The following is a 19,485-nucleotide window of genomic DNA, read 5'->3' on the forward strand; positions in this document are numbered from 1 at the left end:
AGAGCAGATCAAGACGCCGAGGGGCCGGCGCGGGGGAAAATGATGGCGTCGGGTTTGAGTGCGTCCACCGTCAAATCGTGGTTCCAATATCGCTGCGAACGCAAGACGCGGTACGACATGATGTCCCGCGCGGAGCGCGACAGCGCCACCATTGTCAAAGAAGAGAGCGGCGCAGCCTGGGCACTCGAAGGAAATAAGTTCGAGGAGCGTGTGCTCGCCAGGCTGCAAGAAAAGGAGCCTTTGCTTAGGCCCGGTCCGAACGAGGACCGGCTGGGCCAGGCCGAGACGATCGCCTTTCTCCGCGGCCAAACCAAGCAAAAGGCCGCCACCCAATTAGGCCTCGAGCAAGGACCCTCATTCCGCGCGGCGCTCGGCCTGCCCGACGGTCTGCAGATCAATCGATCCTACACTGACATCGTGTTTCGAGAGACCACGCCCGAAGGCGCTCGCTTTCGCATCGTCGACATCAAGGCGACACGCAGTTCCACGCCATTCCACAAGGCCCAGGTCGCATTCTACGCGCTGCTGCTGCGCGGCATGCTCGCCGATCTCGGGATCGACGCAAGTGTCGATGCGACAGGCGCCGTCTGGCACATTCGGGCGGGAAGCCGCGTGGCGGAGGGACTTGTCGAGCCGGCGACCTTCCCGCTCAAGCCCTATTTGAGATTGGTCGAGGAATTCTTGAAGCGCGATGCCCCGCGCATCGCGAAGCGGAAGGTCCTCGCCAACGTCGATGAGACGTTCTTCCACATCTATTTCAAGTGCGAGCAGTGCGATTATCTCGCCCATTGCCGCAAGGCGATCGGGCACCCGAACCCCGCCGACAACGACGTGTCCGCGGTTCCCGGAGTCTCGCACGAGGGCAAGCTCGCGCTGCAAGCGCGCGGCCTGAAGACGGTGGGGCTGCTCGCAGGATCGGCAGGGATCGGCGCAACCGGGCCGACAAGTTGGTCCTTGCAACGCCGGAGCGATACCATCATCGCCCGCGCGGGCGCGATCACGGCGAATGAGGTGCGCCGTCTCCCGGACGTAATGAGCTATTTGATGCCACCGCGCATCGAGCGTGCCTTCTACCTTCTCGCCGATCATGACGCGGTCGAAGATAATCTCGTCACCATCGCCTACATGCGCCGCGGCGGAACGCCTCGATCGGTCATCCGCGTCATCGACAAGAGCAGCCCGGACACGGAGCGGCAGGCAATGCTCGACGTGTTCACCGCGCTCATTGCCGATCTCGGCGAAGTCGACGCCCACAATGCAGCCGCCGATCCTGATCAGCAGCTCCAGGCCCACATCTTCATCTATGAACCGGCCGAAGCGCGCGCGATCCAGGCGGCGATCGGTCGTCACCTCGACGATCCTCAGATCCGAACCGGATTGCTTCACGCCGTTCGGCTGTTTCCGCCGGAGGATGTCGTACCCGAGCCCGAATTCAAGGGGGCGCACCACCTTCCGGCCACGGCGATCCGATCCGTCATCGAGCAGCTCTACGCCTTGCCGACGATGGTGTCCTACGACCTTCGGCAGGTCTCCGAGGCACTTCACACAGCTGGGCAGATCGATGCTGCTTATGCGCCGGTCGGCACCTTTCGACGGGACTTCTCGTCATTGCTCGCGATGGAGGCCATTCGTTCGCTTCGCGAAGGCCTGCGCGATGGCGTCACCGTCGCCCAAGTGGAAGCGGATGTCAGGGCAAGGCTGGAGACCGCGGCGCGGCTCGTCGAGTGGCTGACCAGCCAGAACGCTACGGCGCAGCCACCCTTCTTGCGCCTTGAGAAGCAGCCCTTCCGATTCCAGTCGACCCTCAACCCACTGAACGCCGGCGATCTTGATCTCCTGCATGCTTACGAGTTGCTGGATTCGCGCAGCGCCTTGCTGGAAACGCTTGTCCGCTTGGCACAACCCGCTCGGGTGCGCCAGCAGCGCGGAGAGTGCCTCGCTGGTCTGACGCTCGAGAGCGAAGGCAGGCATTCCAATGGATGCCGCTGGCTTCGCTTCTCGATCCCCGCGGAAAGCCGCGATGCCGAGATCTCGCCGGACGACATCGGTCTCATCCTGACCGACGACAATCCAGATCTCCGCCTCAATCCAGCAAACTGGCGCCCACTGGAGATCCGCTTCAGCTATGGGGACCATGGGTCGCTCTTCGTGAACATGTCGGCGCGCCAATATGACTCAGCGATCATGGCCAGCCTTCGGCGACAGACCGGACCGAAGGGATGGTGCATCGACAAGACCCACCGGGACGTCAATGGGCCCCGGGTCCAGGACTTCCTCCTGCAATTGGGAGGTCAGCCATGAGCGCTCCCGAAATCCTGCGCTTCCTGCGCGATCCGCTCGAGTTCGCGGGTGATCCGGTCGACGCGGACATTTGGGAGGCCGGCCTGCGCGACGTTGCGCAGCCCCTTACCGAAGCGGCGAACATACCATTGCGCCGGGCGCAGATCGACGCGTGGCATGGACTTGCTCACGCTCGCGCCGGCCTGATCCTCGGCCCCCCGGGCACGGGCAAGACCCACGCGCTCGCGTGGATGGCCGCGGGTTATCTTGAAGCGCGGCGACGGGCCGGCTTGCCGTGCCGGATCCTCGTCTCCGCCTTCACGCGCAACGCCATCATCAATCTCATCGAGGCCATCGCTGAGCGGTGCCGGCAATTGGACGTGCCGCCCCGAATTGCCTTCGTTGGTCGCGAGCCATCCAGCCCGCTCGGGCCGGGCGTCGAGCATCTCGACGTCGGCGACGCCGCCGATCTCCTCACCGAAGATTATGCCGTCGTTGGGATGACGGTCTGGGGCCTCAATCGGCTCATCGATGCGCAGGGCGGATTTACCGGCGCCTTCTTCCACCTGACCTGCGTCGATGAAGCGTCGCAGATGGTGTTGAGCCATGGCCTGATGGCGATCGCCGGCATGGCCGAAAATGGCCGCATCCTGGTTGCCGGCGACAACAAGCAGCTTCCCCCGATCCGGGTCGAACATGATCATGATGTCGATGGCCGCCGGCTCGGATCTTCGCTCTACGCCTTTCTCCAGGCTGCCGGTGTTCCCGAGTTCCCGTTCGACGAGACGTTCCGGCTGAACGAACCGCTCACGCGCTTTCCCCGCGATCGGTTCTACGAGAACCGCTATCAGAGCGTCGTCCCGGAGCGGCGCCTCCCCCTGATTGAGAGCTGGGAACAGGGGCTCGAGGATTGGGAGCGCGTGGCGCTCGACCCTGAGTATCCGATCTGCGTTCTGATCCATGACGGTCCGCCAACCGGATCATCCAACCCGTTCGAAGCGACGGTCGCGGCCAGGCTCGGACGCCTGTTGTTCCGCCGGCTGCCGCCGACCAAGGACGGCGCAGACGATACCGAGAAATGGCAGCATCGGCTCGCGATCGTCAGCCCCCATCGTGCGCAGAACGCGCTGATCCGCAACATGCTTGCCCAGGGGCCGGAAGGCGCGGGCGCAGTCGTTGAGACCGTCGACCGCATCCAGGGCCGCGAGCGCGATGCATTGGTCGTGAGCTACACCGTCGCCGACCCCGAGTTCGCACTGGCGGAAGCGGAGTTCATCTTCAGTCCCGAGCGTCTCAATGTCACCGTGACGCGCGCGCGCGGCAAGCTCATCCTGATCATTTCGCGGCGGTTGCTCGAAGTGGTGCCGTCCGACGAGGAGTTGGTCGACAAGGCCGAGACCCTGCGCGAATTCATCTTTCGCGCCAAATATGCAGACAGCATCAAGCTGTCCGTGCCCGATCACGGCCAGGTCAACGTCGATGTCTGCGTCCTTCCATTCAGCGACGAGGCCCCGCTGCCGCAGATCGCCGCGCTCGCGCGGCCAGTGCGGGACGACCTTGCTGACCTCACGCCCGGGCACCTGCGGATCCTTGAAGAAATCCGCAAAATGGCCGAGGCCAACAAGTGGGGCACTGTTCCCGACTACACGCTCGCCCGGGCAATGCGCAGTGACGCCAAGAGGATCTTCCCTGATCTGCGGCTCCTGCAGCGACACGGCCACATCGCGCTGGATCGCGTTCCTGGTACGCCGCCCTTTTGGAGCATCAAGCCGCTTACCAATCAGCGGGCACTCTATCCGCTCGACGCGGACGAGTTGGTCGACCGCGTCGAGGAAGCGATCATGCTCGCCGGGACCGGCCGGCGAGGCGCGCCGTATGCTCGGGTTCGCGACTCCTTTGACTGGCTAGGTGCAGACGGCGAAGACCAGTTCAAGCCGGTGCTTGATGGTCTCGAGGCGGACAAGATCGTCCAATATGAGATGATCAACAACCGGCTCTATGTCTCGCGGGTCCGCGCCGAGCGGGCGGACGCCCGCGACACGGCCGAGCCGCTCGGCGAAGATCTTCAGCCGGCGGACTATATCCTCCTCAATCACCTCGAGGACCATGAGGCCCGACGGATCAATTTCGGCGTCTTCGAAGAATGGCATGCCCCGATCGATCTCGCGCGAGGGCTTGGTGCTAGCCTCTCCGACGTCGCGGAGTCGCTTCGCCGCCTCAGCCTCCACGGGCACATCCTCATTGCGGAAGAGGGGCGTATTCGCAGCCGAATGGCGGAAATGGCGCGCACCGTCCGCTATTCGAAACAGCGCTTCCGCAAGGACGATGCCGGGGATCGGCCGTATCTCGTCCGCGGCCTGAAGGTTGAACTGCGCAATCGAGAAAAGCCGGCCTATGACAGCCCGCTCCGTGATGCCGTTGCCGCCGTTGAAGCGAAGCATGGGGAAGGCAGCGAGCCTGCGGCAGCGTTCGGGATGGTGGCCGAGATGCTGCGGCGTGCCTGGAACGCACCAGCGCCGAACCTTGCCGGCTTCCAGGATCGGGCGTTCACCGCGATATTCGACGCTTGGGTCGGGTCTGGCGACGAACGCTTCGTAATCGCGGCCGACACGGGCTCGGGAAAGACCGAGGCAGCCTGTCTGCCCATCATCGCTGGCGCGACACTGGACCTGCTTCGCTCCCTCGACGGCACGCGGGCAATCCTCGTTTATCCCCGCGTCAGGCTCGCCGCCAACCAAGCGCAGCGGCTCGCCCGCTATTTGGCGGCGCTTCGGAACGTGGATGGAGCACCCCGTCTCACATTGGGTTTGCAAAACGGTGCCGTTCCCGAAAGCTGGCAATATGCGGACCCGGAGACATGGGAACCCACCGGCCGTACCGGCGAATATCAATTTCCCTTCTTCATGTGCCCCGAGCCCGCCTGCGGCGCTCCGCTCTCCATCGCCGCTGGTACAAACGACACGCCTGACACGCTCCACTGCAAGGGCTGCGGCTGGGAGTTCGATGGTTGGATCGGGACCAAGCAAGCCCTGCGAGCGACACCGCCGACCTTGTTCCTGCCCACGACCGAGTCACTTCACCAGTGGCTGAACGATAGCCGCTATGGCGCCCTCTTTGGCGACGGCGGGGCCGGACCGCGCTGCATCCTCGCCGACGAGATCCACCTCTACACGCATATCCAAGGCGCGCAGATCGGTTATGGGCTGCGCCGTCTCCTTGGCCGATGCGCATTGAACGGCGATGCGCCGATCGCAGTCGGCATGAGCGCGACGCTTGGGCGGCCAGCTCATGTCTGGCATCAGCTGGTCGGCGGCTCGGAGCCTCTGCTGATCGAGCCGCTTCCTGCCGAACGAAAGCCAAATCCCAAGGGACGGGAATATTTTTACTTCGTCCAACCCGAGGTCGAATCGCGCAATCGTGACGTGGCCGGCGCATCGACAACGATCCAGTCCGCGATGGCGCTCGCGCACAACATGCATCGCCGGCATGGCAGCGAGGGCGGGTTTCGCGGCATCGTCTTTGTCGACTCGATCGACAAGCTGAAGCGGCTCCATGGCAATTACATGGATGCCGAAGAAGGTCAGAGCCTCGCCAGCCTCCGCACGAGGATTTACCCGGACCACCCCGCAACCGGTCTCTCACGGCGCGCCTGTTGCGGTGATCCGCTCGGATGCGACCTGTTCCGTGATGGCGAGTGCTGGACGTTCGCCGCAACCGACCAGAGGCAGTGGACCGCGCGTGGCCCGTACATCCCGGGCAATCCGCTCAGCGTCGCCCGCTTTCCCGTCTACTCGGGGAGTAGCGCCCGCATCGAAACAGAAATCCAGCGGAGCGATCTGGTCTTTTCAACAGCGTCGCTCGAGGTCGGGTACGACGATCCCGACATGGCGTTCGTTTACCAGCATTATGCTCCCTCGAACCTCGCCAGCTTCGTTCAACGCAAAGGCCGGGGCGGTCGCGGCAATGATGATCGTCCGGTCACGGGCATCACGCTTTCGATCTACTCGGCTCGGGACTCCTGGTACTACCGCCGCCCAACCGCACTCTTGGACAGCCGCGGTTTCGAAGTTCCCTTGAACCTCTCAAACCCGATCGTGGCGCGCGGCCAACTCGCGACGCTGCTCCTTGATCTGATCGCACGGCGCGAGGCCTTGCGCCTGCCTGCAGTTGGGAGTGGGGGCCAGCTTTCGAGCGAGGTCGTTTCGGAGTTCAGCGACGCCTGTTTACGCCTGTTCGATGACGATCCCTTTGCTCGGCTGGGCTATGCCGACGCCGGAACGTTCATCCGAGACATCACGTCCAAATTCGGCACCTTTCCCGCCGATGAGCATGCCAGGGCCAGACGTGCCCGGATCGAGTGGGTGCCACGGACCCTGTTCGGGGCTGCGGACCTGCCGAGTGTCGACATCCGCGTCCCCACTCATGGCGGCGACTCGATCATCAAGAGCGAGGATATCTCGCTGGGCCTTGGCCCGGCAGCGCCAGGCAATGCGACCCGCCGGTGGGGCAGCATTGAGGTTCATTGGCGGGCGCCGAAGCTCGGGCGCGCGCCCTATCTCAACGCGCAGGAAGAGGCTCTCGCCGAACGGATCGATCTTGGCAGCGCGGCTGAACTCCTCGCCAGCTTGCCAATCGACGCGCGCGAAGATCTCGGGGATGCTCCAATCTCGCCGACGATTCTGCGTCCCACAAACTTGGGCACCGACCTTATCGGCCTGGTTCGCGGTGGCGGCTGGACCCCGCTTGTCGAATGGGATGCCCAGAACTGGGCCGCCAAGCCGATCCCGGACAATGTCGATCCGGCGGCGGCGCTCGACATGCGCAGCACAGGTTCGCTCCGTGGCTTTCCAACCCTGCGCTTGGGCAGAGAGGGCACGCCTGCCGATATTGGCGACATGCGCCCGATCCTTTCCGGGTTCGAGACCTATGTGGGCAGCGCGACGAGCGGCCCCGGCCTTCACCTGTCGCGTATCTATTGGGGGGCGGATGCTGAGGTCAGAATTGTCGAACAGGCCGACCCGATCGGGGTCTCCCAGACGTTCACGGACGCGGCCGGCGAGACATCGCAGTTCATAGGCTATACGATGGAGAGCGAAGGTGTCCGCTTCGCCCTTCGCTCAGACCGCATCGACGCGTTCCTCGATGCGGAAATGGCAAGGCTCGCGGACGACTCCGCCGACCAGCGATGGCATCGCAATCAGATGCTGCGCTACATCGTGCAGCGGCGGGCTCGAAACGCGGGGATCAATGGCTACGAAGCCCGACGCGCCGCTGAACTGGTGGTTACTGCGGCCGATAGTCCCGCCCTGTGCGGCGACCTCGCGAAGCTGCTCAAGATGTGGAGCGACACAGCGCTCGGCAATCTGTTCAAGCGCACCTATCATGAAGCGCTCTCGAGCCATCCGCTGCTGAGCGAGCGCCGGATCGACCGTCTCATGGGCACGCTCGCCGGCACCCGTTTCAACGAATTGCTCCGCCATGTCATGGAAGCGCAGAAATCCGACGACCATCTTCGTGCATTTCTGCGCAGCCAGTTGGTCCACAGTTTGGCGGTGCGCCTTCGCCAAAGCTTTGTGCTGCACGGCCGGGGCGAAGAGCGGCGCGTGGTCGCGCATGTAAAGCTACCGGTGCAGTTCGCAAGCCGGTCAGAGGATGTGATCACGATCGCTGAGAATGGCGTCGGCGGTGACGGCACGACCAGGACATTCATCGAGCAGGCGCATGATGCGTTTGGCGACTTCATGAGCGGCTTCGCCGACACTTGCCCCAACGCCGCTGAAGACCAGTTGGTGGAAGCAGCCCATCTGGCCTGCGCTCACCATGAGCATTGGCGCGCGCTCGATCCTCGGCGCCCCGAGACGCTGGACGCGATCGGCGGCGATCTCGGCATCGACTTTCATACCGAGGGTGCGCCGTCGCCCCAGCAGCTTCTCCGCCTGCTCTACGCCAACGAGGCGATCGGTGGCCAACAAGTCGCCCTGTATGACATCTGGCAAGAGGTGATGGCAGCAAGGTCGGCGCTGAGATCCCTCATCGGACGAGAGCCTGACGGGTGGGAGATTGTCAGCGCGGCCTCCAGGGGTGCGCTCGACGGGATCTATCCCACGCTAGCGATGATGCTGAGCGCGTATTCACAGATCGAAGGAGCGGCGCAGGACGGCAGCCTCTCCCCGGGCGAACGCTTGGCCGATCAGATTTACCGCGTCAGCGGAAGGCTTTGCTTCGACGGCTGCCTGGCCTGCCTCCACGCCGACAGCGACCTCATGCCCTCGACCCTTGCGGAGGTCGCGGTAAGCCGCCGACTGCTGACGCGCTTCATGGATTCATGTCGCGCCATGGGCTGATACCGTGAACAGGGCCAGCGCGTCATGATCTCGGATCCAGCCGAGTATCTCGTCCGTCAGGTCTGACAATCGCACCGGCCGAGCAGCGACAGCCACCAGGAATGCCGCGATCGGCGGAGCAACGCCGACCGCAAGCAGTCGGTCGTTCAACGCGGAGGCTTCCACCACGAGCGTGTCGCGCTCCTTCACGCGATCAGCGGGCGGGCGGCTCGCATCCTCGAGCTTCTTGGCACGGGCTGCCAGCTTCAGCAGATCGCTGCCGAGCGCCTCGACCCCAGGAATATTGGTCAGCACTTCCCCCAGTGCCGCCTGTCCTCCGAGGGCATCCTGGGCGGCCTTGCGCCAAACGCCCTCGATGCCCCTCTCGATCTTCTCCATCTCGAAGGGAAGGCGGGTCAGGCCGATCTGGTTGATTGCGTCCAGTTGTTCGATCGTGGGCTCACCCGCGAGGATGCGGCTCATCTTCACAATCTCGCCCAGCGAGGCGCCGATCTCAGATCGCACGGCCTCGAAGTCCGCATCGGCCGCTTCCACCAGTGTGGCCAGGCCTTCAAGCAGAGCAGGACAGCCATCCAGCCGCTCTGCTGACGCTGTCGCCTTTTGGAGCGCGGTCCCAAGTCGGGCCCGCTCTTTCGCTTTGTCGATCTTGGGTAATAGCTCGATCAATTCGTCCAGCGGAGCGAGCGTGGTGTCGGCTGCATCATCCATTACGCGACCTCATCAAGCTTGGTCTGCAGCGCTTCGGCCGCGGCCGCCAATCGCCCGCCGAAGCTTTGTACGACCGAGAGATCGCCGGCGCTCTGATTGCCCTCGACGAAGGCGCGGGCGTATTTATAGGCTGCGTTAACCGCGAGTTCGGCTTTCTCCAGCGTATCCAAAGCGACCCGCAAGGATGCGATGGGAACTTGAAGCGTGTGCGCCAGCTTCTCTGCCTCTCCTTGAAAACCGATGTCGTCCGAGAGCAGATAGTCTGCCAGTCGCTCCCAGGCGGGTTCAGTCTCGTTCAACAGCCCTGCATTCGCGGCTCGTGTCCGGGCCGAGGAATATTCCTGATATTGTACGGGCGCGGCTTGGACGAACGCCGAGACGGTCCGCGTCATTGCATCGTCGACCTTCGCCAGATGATGACTGAAGCTCGATTGCCGAAGCAGAGCCAAGGCGCGCTCCTTGCGCTGCGATAGGCTCTTGTTCTCGCGCTCGGGAATGTGCCGCAATTGGCCATCGGTCTGACGGGCCAGTTCAACAAGCTTGCCGATTTCCTCAAGCCCCTTGGAGAACTCCGGCTTCGCGGGAACCGGCACGGTCCGCATCGTGTCGCGAAGGCTTTTCATCGCTCCCGCGACCGCTCCCGCGTTCATCAGCGGAGCACCGCTACCAAGCGGGAGGTTCAGCGATTGCCTCAGCATTCCGCGAAGCTTGTCGTGCCAGTAGCTCGTCGCCTTGACCAACTCGCCCCAGGACTCGACCCGATCGTCCGGAAGGCTCTTCGCCTCCTGCTCTTCCGAGAGCAGTTCCTGGAACTGCTCCTCCAGCGGAGAATCTGGTGAGATCGCGCCGCGAAGCCAGGCTCGCGCCAGCAACACCTGAACTGTCGCCCCATCAATTGACCATGGTCCGTCCTGAGCCAAGCGACGCTCCAGCTGCGCCGATGCGAGTTCGGCCAGACGTCGCAACAATCTCGCAATCGCGCGGCGGTGGCTCTCCAGCTGCAGCGGCTGGAGGGCTGTGCCCAGCCGATTGGTGATGTAGGCTTCGATCCCGCGGGTCGCCCAATCTTCGCGTGGAATGACGAAGTGCCGAATGTCGGTTCTGCCCGACCCCTCCAGCTTCACATTGTCCTTGGTAAAGACGCGTTCCCAAAGCCCGAACCGCGGCTCGGGAAGCAGTTCCCGTGCCTCGTTCATCAGGTCAATTAGCAGGATCTCCCAGGCACTCGGATCGCTGATCGGCTTCCCATCACGCCAGAGCAGCGCTTGCTCGGCGAGCGCTTTGAGGCGCGTCGTAGAGACAGCTGGATTCGTTGGCGACGACCTTCCGCCAGACGGACTCGACCGTCCAGAAGTTGTCGCGCTCAATGGGCTGATAGGCGTAGGTGATGGCGGAGGCGGGGCAGCCGGAGTGCGGCCTGCGGGCGCCTCCGGCGCTGGCACCTCCGAAGCCGGCGCGCCCGACTGCACGGCCACAGGAGGCGACGGGGTTCCAGCCGAGTCCAGGCCCTCGCCGAGCCAAGGAAGCCGGAAAGCCTCGAAGACGCCCTCCGCCACACCCGAGACGGAGCGCATGCCTTCCCCAGTCACGCCGACGTGAACTTCGCTCGTGCGATCGCCCCACAGCATCATGAGCCGACGCAGCTGTTCCCGCCGACCAACGTCGGGCTCGGCAGCATCGATCACCTGAGCGAGGAAGCCGCTCGGCTGCAGCGAGCGCTCGGGCATCCATTCGGAGAACTCGATTTCCGCAGGTGGAAACTCGCCCGCCTCAAGGCGGGACGGATAAAGGAGCACGGGCGCGAGCACGCCTTGGATCATCCCTCGCGGGGTGTGGAGGCTCTGTGTCCCCTTCGGATCCTCAAGCTTTTCGAACATGTTCGTGATGGCGTTCCGATTGAACGGAAACAGCCCGATCCCGTCCGATGCGCCAAACGCCGCGAAACAGGCATCACGGCCAGCACATGTCTGGCATTTGTTGGGGACTGTCTCCGGATGGGCGCCGGCCTTGTGCCAAGCCTCCAACTCCGGTCGGTCGATCCGCACGGCCCGAAGATAACGTGACGCGAACTCGGCCTGCGACTCCTCTGTGGCAAGCTGAATTGTTTCCTGGAACCCACCTGACTGCCGCACCCTGCCCAGACGCAGAACATGCGTGATCCGGCCGCTGTAGTTGCCCTGGATGCCCTTCAGGTACAGCGGCGTCATGCCCACCACGGAGATCATGTCGCAGACGTCGCTTCGCGTCCTCGCATCGACGACCAGGGAGTCGATCAATTGGCCGTCGATGCCCTCCCAGCTCGTGACGTCCTCGAGCAGCAGGACCAGTCGCCGCTTCTCCTTCAGCAACTCCTTGCGCAGCTTGAAGAACATGTCTCGGAGACCATCAACCGTGATGCCGAGAATGTGCTGAACCGCGAAATTGCGACGATCATTGAGAGCCTTCAGCAGCCTGCGGGCTTGCGGGATCTCGAGCGTCTCATCGAGTTCGAGTTCAGCGGCAGGCACATCTGCCGCCCTCGCCGGGGCGATACGGTCGGTCTCCTTCTTCAAGGTGCGCATCAGCATCAGCGCCTTGGGAGGAAGGCCTTCGACCGCCAATTGGACCTGTGCGAGGTCGGCAATGTCATAGAGGTTGAAGCTTGCCGAGGCCGAGTTACGCTGTCCGCCGTCCCCTGACATGACCTTGAGGATTCGCTCCGGTCCGCCCCATCTCTCCTGAACGGCCTGATGGCCGATCAGGCGTTCGAGCTCCCACGTGGCGCACCAATCCTCATCCCCCATCGGGGTCTCGAAAAAGGACTTGCTAAGCGACGCCGCCAGATTGGCGTGAAACAGCTTCACGCGCCCATCGAACGAAGCTTCAACGCTTTGAGCTAGGTTCTCGAAGAGGTAGCCGTATTGGGCGCCGAGTTGATCGCGCAACTGCCTGAGCGTGCCGGTCAAGCTCCCGTCGGCACGCTCGATCAGCATCACCAGATCGTCCGCGTTCCACTTGACGTCCAGCCACCGGATCAGATGCGATTTGCCTGCGCCAGGCTCGCCTTCGACGATGCAAAAGGCGTAACGCGTCTCTGGGTCGGAAAGGTCGGCGAGCAGAGCTTCATCGCTTGCCTCGATGCCCCGACCGGTTGTCGTAGACACTTGAAAGTCGCGGATGGGCTGATGAACGGCAAGGAACTCCGCTTCGTCATTCGCCAGCGCGACCGAGCGAAGCACCGCATGCGCGCGGTCTTCGGTCCAGCAGGTACCATGCATTGCTTCAGCCATTGTTGGCCTGTCCTTCCAGCGTCACGGCCTTGATGTTCCTCACGGGATGCGGCTCCTGGGTCAGGGCGTAGGTCTCCTTCGCATCGCCGATGGCATCGAGCACCAGACGCTTGTCATCGTGAAGATCGCGGAGGGTTCCGCTCAACACGCGAGACACACGTCGTCCAAGCGGCGGCAGTCGCACACGCTCGACGGACGCAAGGAATAAGCGGCCACCATCCAGATACGGCATCCGCTCGGCGATACGCCCGATAAAGGCCTCGATCTCCAGCGCCTTGGGAAGGGATTGCTCCGACCTCAGCCGAACGACCTCGCGCTCAAGGCGCTGGGCTGGGTAGGGGTAGAAGTCGCTCCTTGGCATCGATACCCCTAAGCCGAGGAAGATCATCCAGCGCTTCCACGGAGAGGATTTGGTCGCATTGAACCGCTTCTTCTGCTCATCCTCCTCGTCAGCGTCGGCCGCTGGGACAGCCTTGTTGATCTTGGCCGCTCGGTCCTTGGCATTGAGGTCCAGCCATGACGTGCCCTGTTCCGCCTCGGTCAGCACCACCATCGCAGCGTACGCTTCGAGCACGATCGAGTCGGCATGGTCCGCATCGAGCGCAACAAGGCGATCGTGAACGGCATCGGCAAATCCCTCGATCGTCGCCGGGACGGGCGCCGTCAGCTTGTATTGATTCTGAGATGGGGATTCGATCAATCCGAGGCTGGCGGTGGCACCGAGCAGCTGTCGGATGTTGGTGTGCTCCTCCGACCCCTTTTGCTCCACCCCGCGGAGCGTCGGCTTCAGCCAGGTCCGAATACTGTCGAAGCCAAGTTGCCCATCCTGTGCCTCGAGCAGGCGGAGCAAGGCGTAGACGCGCTGCGGAGAATAGTTGGTGTCGCTCAGCAGGCTCATTGGGGCAGCACTTCCTTGACGAAGGCTCGAAGCGCCGCCTCGCTGGTGGGTGCGCTACTCGAGAGGATGTTGACGATCGGCTTGCCGCGGACGGCTGCTTCTGGCGGTGCGACGATAATCAGTCGCTGCGCGGGATTGGAAGCGGCCCAGCCTTCAATCCGCTCGATCAGCCGCTCGACGCGGCTTTGACTGTCGATGAAGACTGCGGTGGGCAACAGCGCCGGGTGCCAGTCTCCCTGCACGTCGGCATGGCTGCTGACCAATCCATAGCGGCAGGCGAACGGGACAAGCCGGTGTGCGAAATCGTCGGCAAGATGATCTTGGACGACAAATTGCTCGATGCCCGCACTGATCAGCCCTTCGATGAGATCATCGCTGATCGTTCCGTCATCACGCGACGGATGAAGGATGGACACCCCAGGACGTAACCCGCTCTCGCGCAGGGAATGCTTCCATCGCCGATCCAACCCCTCGAAGTGAATGTCATCCAGCTTCGGTGACGCCATCCCCCGGCCGCGGCAATAGGCGCAGCGGCCGCAGGGCGGCACCAGTGGGCTTCCTGCTTCGACCAATTCGAAAATGGCGGCCGAGACGCAGATCTGTGGCTTGAAGATCGCGGCCTTGAAGTTGTCGAGGTCCGACAGCGCGGCAGATCGCTCCTTCGTTCGCAGATCCGCGATTCCCGCCCAGTAGGCGTCGTTCTCCCCGGCATCGAGCAGTAGCGGCTCTCGTATGTCCACATGCCAGACCGGCACGTCGCCCCGACTCTCTGTCGCTTGGATCGTGATCGCGTCGGCCCGCTGGAGCATGTTGAGCAGGCTCCGGTTCCAGTCGCGGTTATAGTCGGTGTCGCCGGCGGCAAGATCCTCATGTGCCGCGTCGAGGGGCACGACCAACCGGCGCATGCCTGACACGATCGTGCTCTCGCCCAGCGCATCGGCAGCGCTGACGATTGCGCGCCATCGCTTGAGCATCATCGCAGGGCGGAGCCACCCGCCAGACCACAAGCGTCGCGCCTGTCGCCAATCTCCGGCGACCCCGCGATCGTCGGTCCAGAGCATGAGGGCAAGCGCCTGATTTCCATCGCGCGCCGCCCGGCCGATCTCTTGATAGTAGCGAGATGGAGACTCGGGCACGCAGGCGTGGATCACCGCGCGGACGTCGTCCTTATCGATACCCATGCCGAAGGCGGACGTGGCAACGACGAGATCGATATTCCCCGCGCGCCAATCACTGACGATCCGCAGTCGTGACGTGCCGTCGTCGACCTGGCCGGTGAAGAGCGCCAGCCGCTTATAGCCATTGGCCTTGATCGCGTCGTGAAGGCGCTCAGCGTGTTTGACGAGTGTCGTGTAAATGATCGCCGGTCGCGGCAGCCGATCGATCAATCGGACCAGCAAGGCGTCGCGTTCGGCAGCGGTTTCAATGCGAGCGTGAACAAGATCGAACTCGTAGCGGGCGACTTTCGCCTCGACGGCCAGAAACTCGGCGGCACCGTAAGCGCGCTTGAGTTCGGCTCGGGCAGCGTCGTTGACCGTTGCAGAGAGAAGGACCGTGCGCAGGGCCGGATTGGAGTCGCGCAGCGCCTCGACCAACCCGGGCAGGCGCTGAAAGTCCGGCCGGAAGGACCGTCCCCAGGATTCGATGATGTGCGCCTCATCGACGAAGAAGGTCGTCAAATGCGCGTCGAGACCCGGAAGCTTCTGGCTGGGATCCTGAGCGGCCTCGATCAGGAGTTCGCGCGCGGCGCCCAAAGCCACTTCGGGTGAGAGGACGAGCACCGGCACTTCGCCGCGGCCGAACGCATTGTAGATTCCCGAACGAGTGGCTTGGTCCTGATCGCCATAGATGCAGTCGCTCGCTTCGAGCCCAGGGATCGTCCTCAGGCTGTCGACATGGGCAAGCGCGAGCGCCACCGTCGGAACGATAACGACACAGCATGCCCCTGGGGCGGAGGCCAACAAAGGAGCGAGTTGAAACAGGAGGCTCTTGCCCGCGCCGGTGGGAAGCGTTGCGAGGAGCGTGGCACCATCAGGCATTGTCGCCAGTGCGCGGATCGCCGCCTTCTGCGTGGGCGCGCGATAGCCGTCAAACGGGCTGTGACGCAGTAGCAACGCGTCGGCGCAAGCAGACGGATAAGTCTGACGCGGCGTCGGATCGAGCCTCAGGACATCGGACAGGCCGGCGATTGGGAGAGCTTCGGCGTCATCGATGATGAGAGCGTCGCTAGCGGGCACCGTCACCCGCTTCAGCCCGAAGCGCGGCAAATTCACCAGATCATTGTCGGTGACCGCGAATTCGCTTCCGGTGAGATCCAGATAACCACCGTGGAGGCGACAAAGCTCACGCAGCATGGCGCCGCGATCGCCTGGCTCGCTGCTCGCACTGAATGCGCGCACCGCGCGCTGCTGCGCTTGAATATACCAGGGTTTTCGGACGGTCGCTGTCATGGCTCTCAGACCAGGGCAATCAAGGCCAGGCCGAGGAGATCGGTGCGCGGCGAGCGAGTGGACTGTATAAGGGCCAGCCTCGCGTCGATGGCGGCCTGGAAAGCATCAGCAGCGTCCTGGTCCTTAGCGGTACGCGCCTGCCATCGCAGGAACCCAAGCTCGCCTCTCAGGCTCGTTTCAAGCGCATCGCCGCGCTCGTGGGCAGTGGCTGCCCGGCGCTTCTCGATAGATGCGAGGGCCAGGGGAACGGACTTGTCGATCGAGTTCCACAGTTCCGGAAGAAACGGCAGCTCGCTGACCATCGACGGTTCGATCGGTCTCAAGGTCAGGTCCCTCCGCGGGTGATCAAGGAAGCCGCGAAGACCCGCGTGAGTGACGATATCCTGGTGGGCGCCGCGACCGTCACGGAGCAGCATGATCTCGGCGGTGACTTCGGGCCAGAGGAGCGAGCGTGCTCGTGCGGCGATGCCCGGACCAATGTCATGGCCCTGCCAAAGCCTTTCGTCGAGAACCGACCGGGCGAGCACCTGAAGGAGCAAGGTGCCCTTATGCTTGGCAAAGCCTTCGAGCATGAATGCCGTCACCCGGCTGTGCCGTCCATGCTCGGCCTCGAAAATCATCGTATCGATCAGGCTGTGACCAGGCGCGAAAAATTGCAGGTCGTCACGTGCAAGCGCCGTCTGCCGGGCGAACGTTCCGCAGAGGAGGCGGCTTTCCGAGTCGGTGCCCGCGCCGATCTTCAATCGATCGCTGCTGACATTGAGCGAGCCGTTGGTCCATCGAAACTCGCTGCTTCCATCGTCACGCTTCTTCGTTTGGATCCCTAAGCGCGAGGCCCAGGACCGCAACGTCGATGCGCTCTCCGCCGTGTCGCTCTCGTCCTCGGTCCCCGCGACCAGGGCGATGGATCGTTCGAGCTGCGGCTTGGTCGCGTCGAGCGAGATATCGAATGCCTCGTCGGTGGCGCTGAGCGACGCGTCGACTTCCGCACGGAGGTCGCCAGTGATCGCCCGCAAGGCCGAGGGGCTCTCGCCGTAGGCCGCCTGCACCTGAAGTTGCAGCTTGGGGAGAGTGAATTCCAGGCCGCCGATTGACCGATTGAAGACCCGGAAGACGTCGCGGTGGGTTTCCAGCAGGGCCTGGTCCGCGGAGCTTGCAGGTTCAAGGATCACCGAAAGAACCTCGCGATCGCTCTGCCGACCGACGCGGTCCAGCCGGCCGATGCGCTGTTCGAGCCGTGCGCAGGAGACCGGGACGTCGAAGTGGACGACGGCAGAGGCGTTCTGGAAATTTCGGCCTTCACCACCCAGTTCGTCTGACACGAGCACGCGGCAGCTCTTGTCATGCTGGAACCGGAATGCCGTGCTCGCGAGGTCTTCCTCGTCAATTTCGCAATGAAAGCGCGCGACCGCATGCTTGCCATGCCGAGCTTCGAGGCGGTCGGCGAGGTCATCGGCAGCTTCGGCATCCTGCACAAAGACCAAGACCTGGTTTTCGGGATCACGTAGATGGTCCGTCAGCCAGTCGGCGAGGAGATCGGCACGGCTGAAGCCGCCCTCCTGATGCCAGGCTTCCGCGAGACCAAGAGCGGTGCGGAGCCAGCTTTCCTCACCATCCAGGCGAGTCAGACTCCGGACGAGTTCGGCGAGAATGATCGGCTCGTCATTGGGGCCGGTATCAGCCGCTATTCTCGCCATCGGGTCGCCCGCAGCCCCGCCCGGCTCATCATCGAGCGCTTCTCGGCGCTCTTCCAGGAAGCGAACCGCCGCCTTAGGAGAGGTTGAGCAGAACCGCTGGTAAAGAGCGCGCAGCGCCTTGGCTTCAGCCCCGTCGCCCTGTGGCAGTTCTTCAAGGTGGTTCAGAAAAATAGCTTCGGCTTGGCTGGCCGACCAAGGCAGCTCCACCAAGGTTCGTTCCGGCCAACTGGTGGTCTCGCTCGCCAGGGTCGCGCGCCGGGTCCGGATAATCCGGTGATCGAGCCGGTGGAACTCCTGCACGTAGGCGATGAGCTCGATCGCGGCCTCCGCTTCGCCGGCTCGCATACGTTTCAGAAGGGCATCGAACAGGTCGTCCCCTTCGATCAGGCCCACCCACTCCTCGGCGACGAACTCGACTTCATCGGGGTCGAGTTCACGACCCTCGGTTGCGGTTGCGTCAATCAGCTTGCGGGTAAAGTTGAGACGATCCCAGACCGCGCTTTGGCGGTCATATTTCGCCTGGAAACTGTCAGCCGTTTCATCCGCGAATGCGTCGGGCGCAACCAATGCGAGCAGGCCCACGAGCCCGGCCATGTCGCGCTTGGAGGGTGTCGCAGATAGGAGAAGGAGCCCATCGGATTGTCGTGAAAGTTGCTCCAACCGGGGGTAGAGGGCGTGATCGGGCGGGATCTGGTGCGCTTCGTCGATCACGACCATATCCCAGCGGCGAGCGGTGATCATCTCCGCAAGCTCAGTGTGGGCTTCAAGCGCCGTGGTGGCGACGACCAGCCGCTGACCGTTAACGAGAGCGCTCAGCGAGGCGCGACTCTCCTCGGCCATTCTCGCACAATCAATGTGATGGTAGGCGCGCGCTCCGAAGCGAAGATACGTTTCTGTGAGCCACTGGCGCGACATCGACCCCGGCGCCACAACAAGGACGCTGAAGTCCTGCCTCTCCGCTTGCAGCGCCTGGATGATCATGCCGGCCTCGATCGTCTTCCCGAGACCGACCTCGTCGGCCAGGATGAAGCGCGGCGTGCGATCGAACAGGACGCGACGTGCCGCATATATCTGATGTCCGAGCGGCAATACCCGGGCACCCAGCATCGCAGGCAGCCCGCCCGATGCCGCGCACCAACGGCCATAAATGTCCGCCATCGACCAGCGAGCGACGTAGCTTCGCGGCGTGTCCCAGCGATACGCCTTTAACAACTGCATGGGATCGGTTGTCTCACCGATCGGCATGATCAGCCCTTCCCAGACGTCGTGCATTTCGCCGTCGGAGCGAACCCGGTAGACAAAACCTCCGTCTTCACGCTCGATCAGGAAGTCGACAATGTCGCCCGTGGTAACCACGCCTGCAGCGGTCTTGAATCGAACCGGCGTGGATTCGCTGAGGCGCGCGCGCGCGATCGGAGTCCTGGGCGCCAGCGTCCGTGTGCCTTCACCGCCGAAGTGGACTACCGCCCGTCCAAGCTCATCATATTTATGGAGCTTGCCGACACCCAACTGGCCGAGCGCTGCGACGTTGACAAGGCTGCCCACCGGCGCGTTCACGCGGGATGCCCGGACAAGTGTCTCGCAAGCGCCGCTATTGATGCCATCATCAATCCCCCTCCGTCTCCAACTCTATGGATCCGATCTTAAAAATCTACGGCGGTGCGCGAACTTTTACCCGTCTTCGGCCATTTGCTGCTGAACAAGGTCTGAGAGCGCCGCTTACCGTCCCTGGATTGCAGAAGACCCACCACATCTGTTTGGCGGGGCGCTGCTAGCGAAAGTGGTCGTCATCGCTTTAGGTAGGCGCCTTTTCGGGGGGCCGGTGTTTTCATCTCAAAG

Annotated in this window: 7 protein-coding genes and 1 pseudogene; 3 read left to right on the forward strand and 5 right to left on the reverse strand. The window is 63.4% G+C overall.

The window, feature by feature from the left end:
• The first annotated feature begins 42 nt into the window (after positions 1-42).
• From LQ953_RS05470 to LQ953_RS05480, 3 genes and pseudogenes are all read left to right on the forward strand, one after another.
• The gene (locus LQ953_RS05470; RefSeq protein ID WP_231029672.1) at positions 43-2,301 is read left to right on the forward strand and encodes a PD-(D/E)XK nuclease family protein; all 2,259 of its coding nucleotides are present in this window, start codon (positions 43-45) and stop codon (positions 2,299-2,301) included.
• A pseudogene (locus LQ953_RS16410) lies at positions 2,298-3,563 on the forward strand (AAA domain-containing protein); the annotation flags it as partial. The gene LQ953_RS05470 and the pseudogene LQ953_RS16410, both read left to right, overlap by 4 nt.
• Positions 3,564-3,584: 21 nt before the next feature.
• The gene (locus tag LQ953_RS05480) at positions 3,585-8,624 is read left to right on the forward strand and encodes a DEAD/DEAH box helicase (RefSeq protein WP_231029675.1); all 5,040 of its coding nucleotides are present in this window, start codon (positions 3,585-3,587) and stop codon (positions 8,622-8,624) included.
• Here the strand turns inward: LQ953_RS05480 and LQ953_RS05485 are convergent.
• The 5 genes from LQ953_RS05485 to LQ953_RS05505 are packed head-to-tail and all read right to left on the reverse strand — an operon-like array spanning position 8,604 to position 19,203.
• The gene (locus LQ953_RS05485; protein WP_231029676.1) at positions 8,604-9,332 is read right to left on the reverse strand and encodes a hypothetical protein; all 729 of its coding nucleotides are present in this window, start codon (positions 9,330-9,332) and stop codon (positions 8,604-8,606) included. The two genes, LQ953_RS05480 and LQ953_RS05485, sit on opposite strands and share 21 nt — an antisense overlap.
• Complete coding sequence (locus LQ953_RS05490) at positions 9,332-12,601, reverse strand: ATP-binding protein (RefSeq protein WP_231029677.1); 3,270 nt, start codon at positions 12,599-12,601, stop codon at positions 9,332-9,334. Before LQ953_RS05490 ends, LQ953_RS05485 begins: the two co-directional genes overlap by 1 nt.
• Positions 12,594-13,499, reverse strand: coding sequence for a hypothetical protein (locus LQ953_RS05495; RefSeq protein WP_231029679.1), 906 nt, complete (start codon positions 13,497-13,499; stop codon positions 12,594-12,596). Before LQ953_RS05495 ends, LQ953_RS05490 begins: the two co-directional genes overlap by 8 nt.
• Complete coding sequence (locus LQ953_RS05500; protein WP_231029680.1) at positions 13,496-15,949, reverse strand: helicase-related protein; 2,454 nt, start codon at positions 15,947-15,949, stop codon at positions 13,496-13,498. Before LQ953_RS05500 ends, LQ953_RS05495 begins: the two co-directional genes overlap by 4 nt.
• 5 nt (positions 15,950-15,954) lie before the next feature.
• On the reverse strand, positions 15,955-19,203 hold the full coding sequence (locus tag LQ953_RS05505) for an SNF2-related protein (RefSeq protein WP_231029681.1): 3,249 nt from the start codon (positions 19,201-19,203) through the stop codon (positions 15,955-15,957).
• Positions 19,204-19,485: the final 282 nt, after the last annotated feature.

It is taken from the genome of Sphingomonas sp. IC-56 (assembly GCF_021043375.1).
Classification (GTDB): domain Bacteria; phylum Pseudomonadota; class Alphaproteobacteria; order Sphingomonadales; family Sphingomonadaceae; genus Sphingomonas.

What these genes read in the sequence shown, in the direction of transcription:
- LQ953_RS05470 (WP_231029672.1), top strand. Translation starts at nt 43, where the DNA reads ATGGCGTCGGGTTTGAGTGCGTCCACCGTCAAATCGTGGTTCCAATAT.
- LQ953_RS05485 (WP_231029676.1), bottom strand. Translation starts at nt 9,332, where the DNA reads ATGGATGATGCAGCCGACACCACGCTCGCTCCGCTGGACGAATTGATC.
- LQ953_RS05490 (WP_231029677.1), bottom strand. Translation starts at nt 12,601, where the DNA reads ATGGCTGAAGCAATGCATGGTACCTGCTGGACCGAAGACCGCGCGCAT.
- LQ953_RS05495 (WP_231029679.1), bottom strand. Translation starts at nt 13,499, where the DNA reads ATGAGCCTGCTGAGCGACACCAACTATTCTCCGCAGCGCGTCTACGCC.
- LQ953_RS05500 (WP_231029680.1), bottom strand. Translation starts at nt 15,949, where the DNA reads ATGACAGCGACCGTCCGAAAACCCTGGTATATTCAAGCGCAGCAGCGC.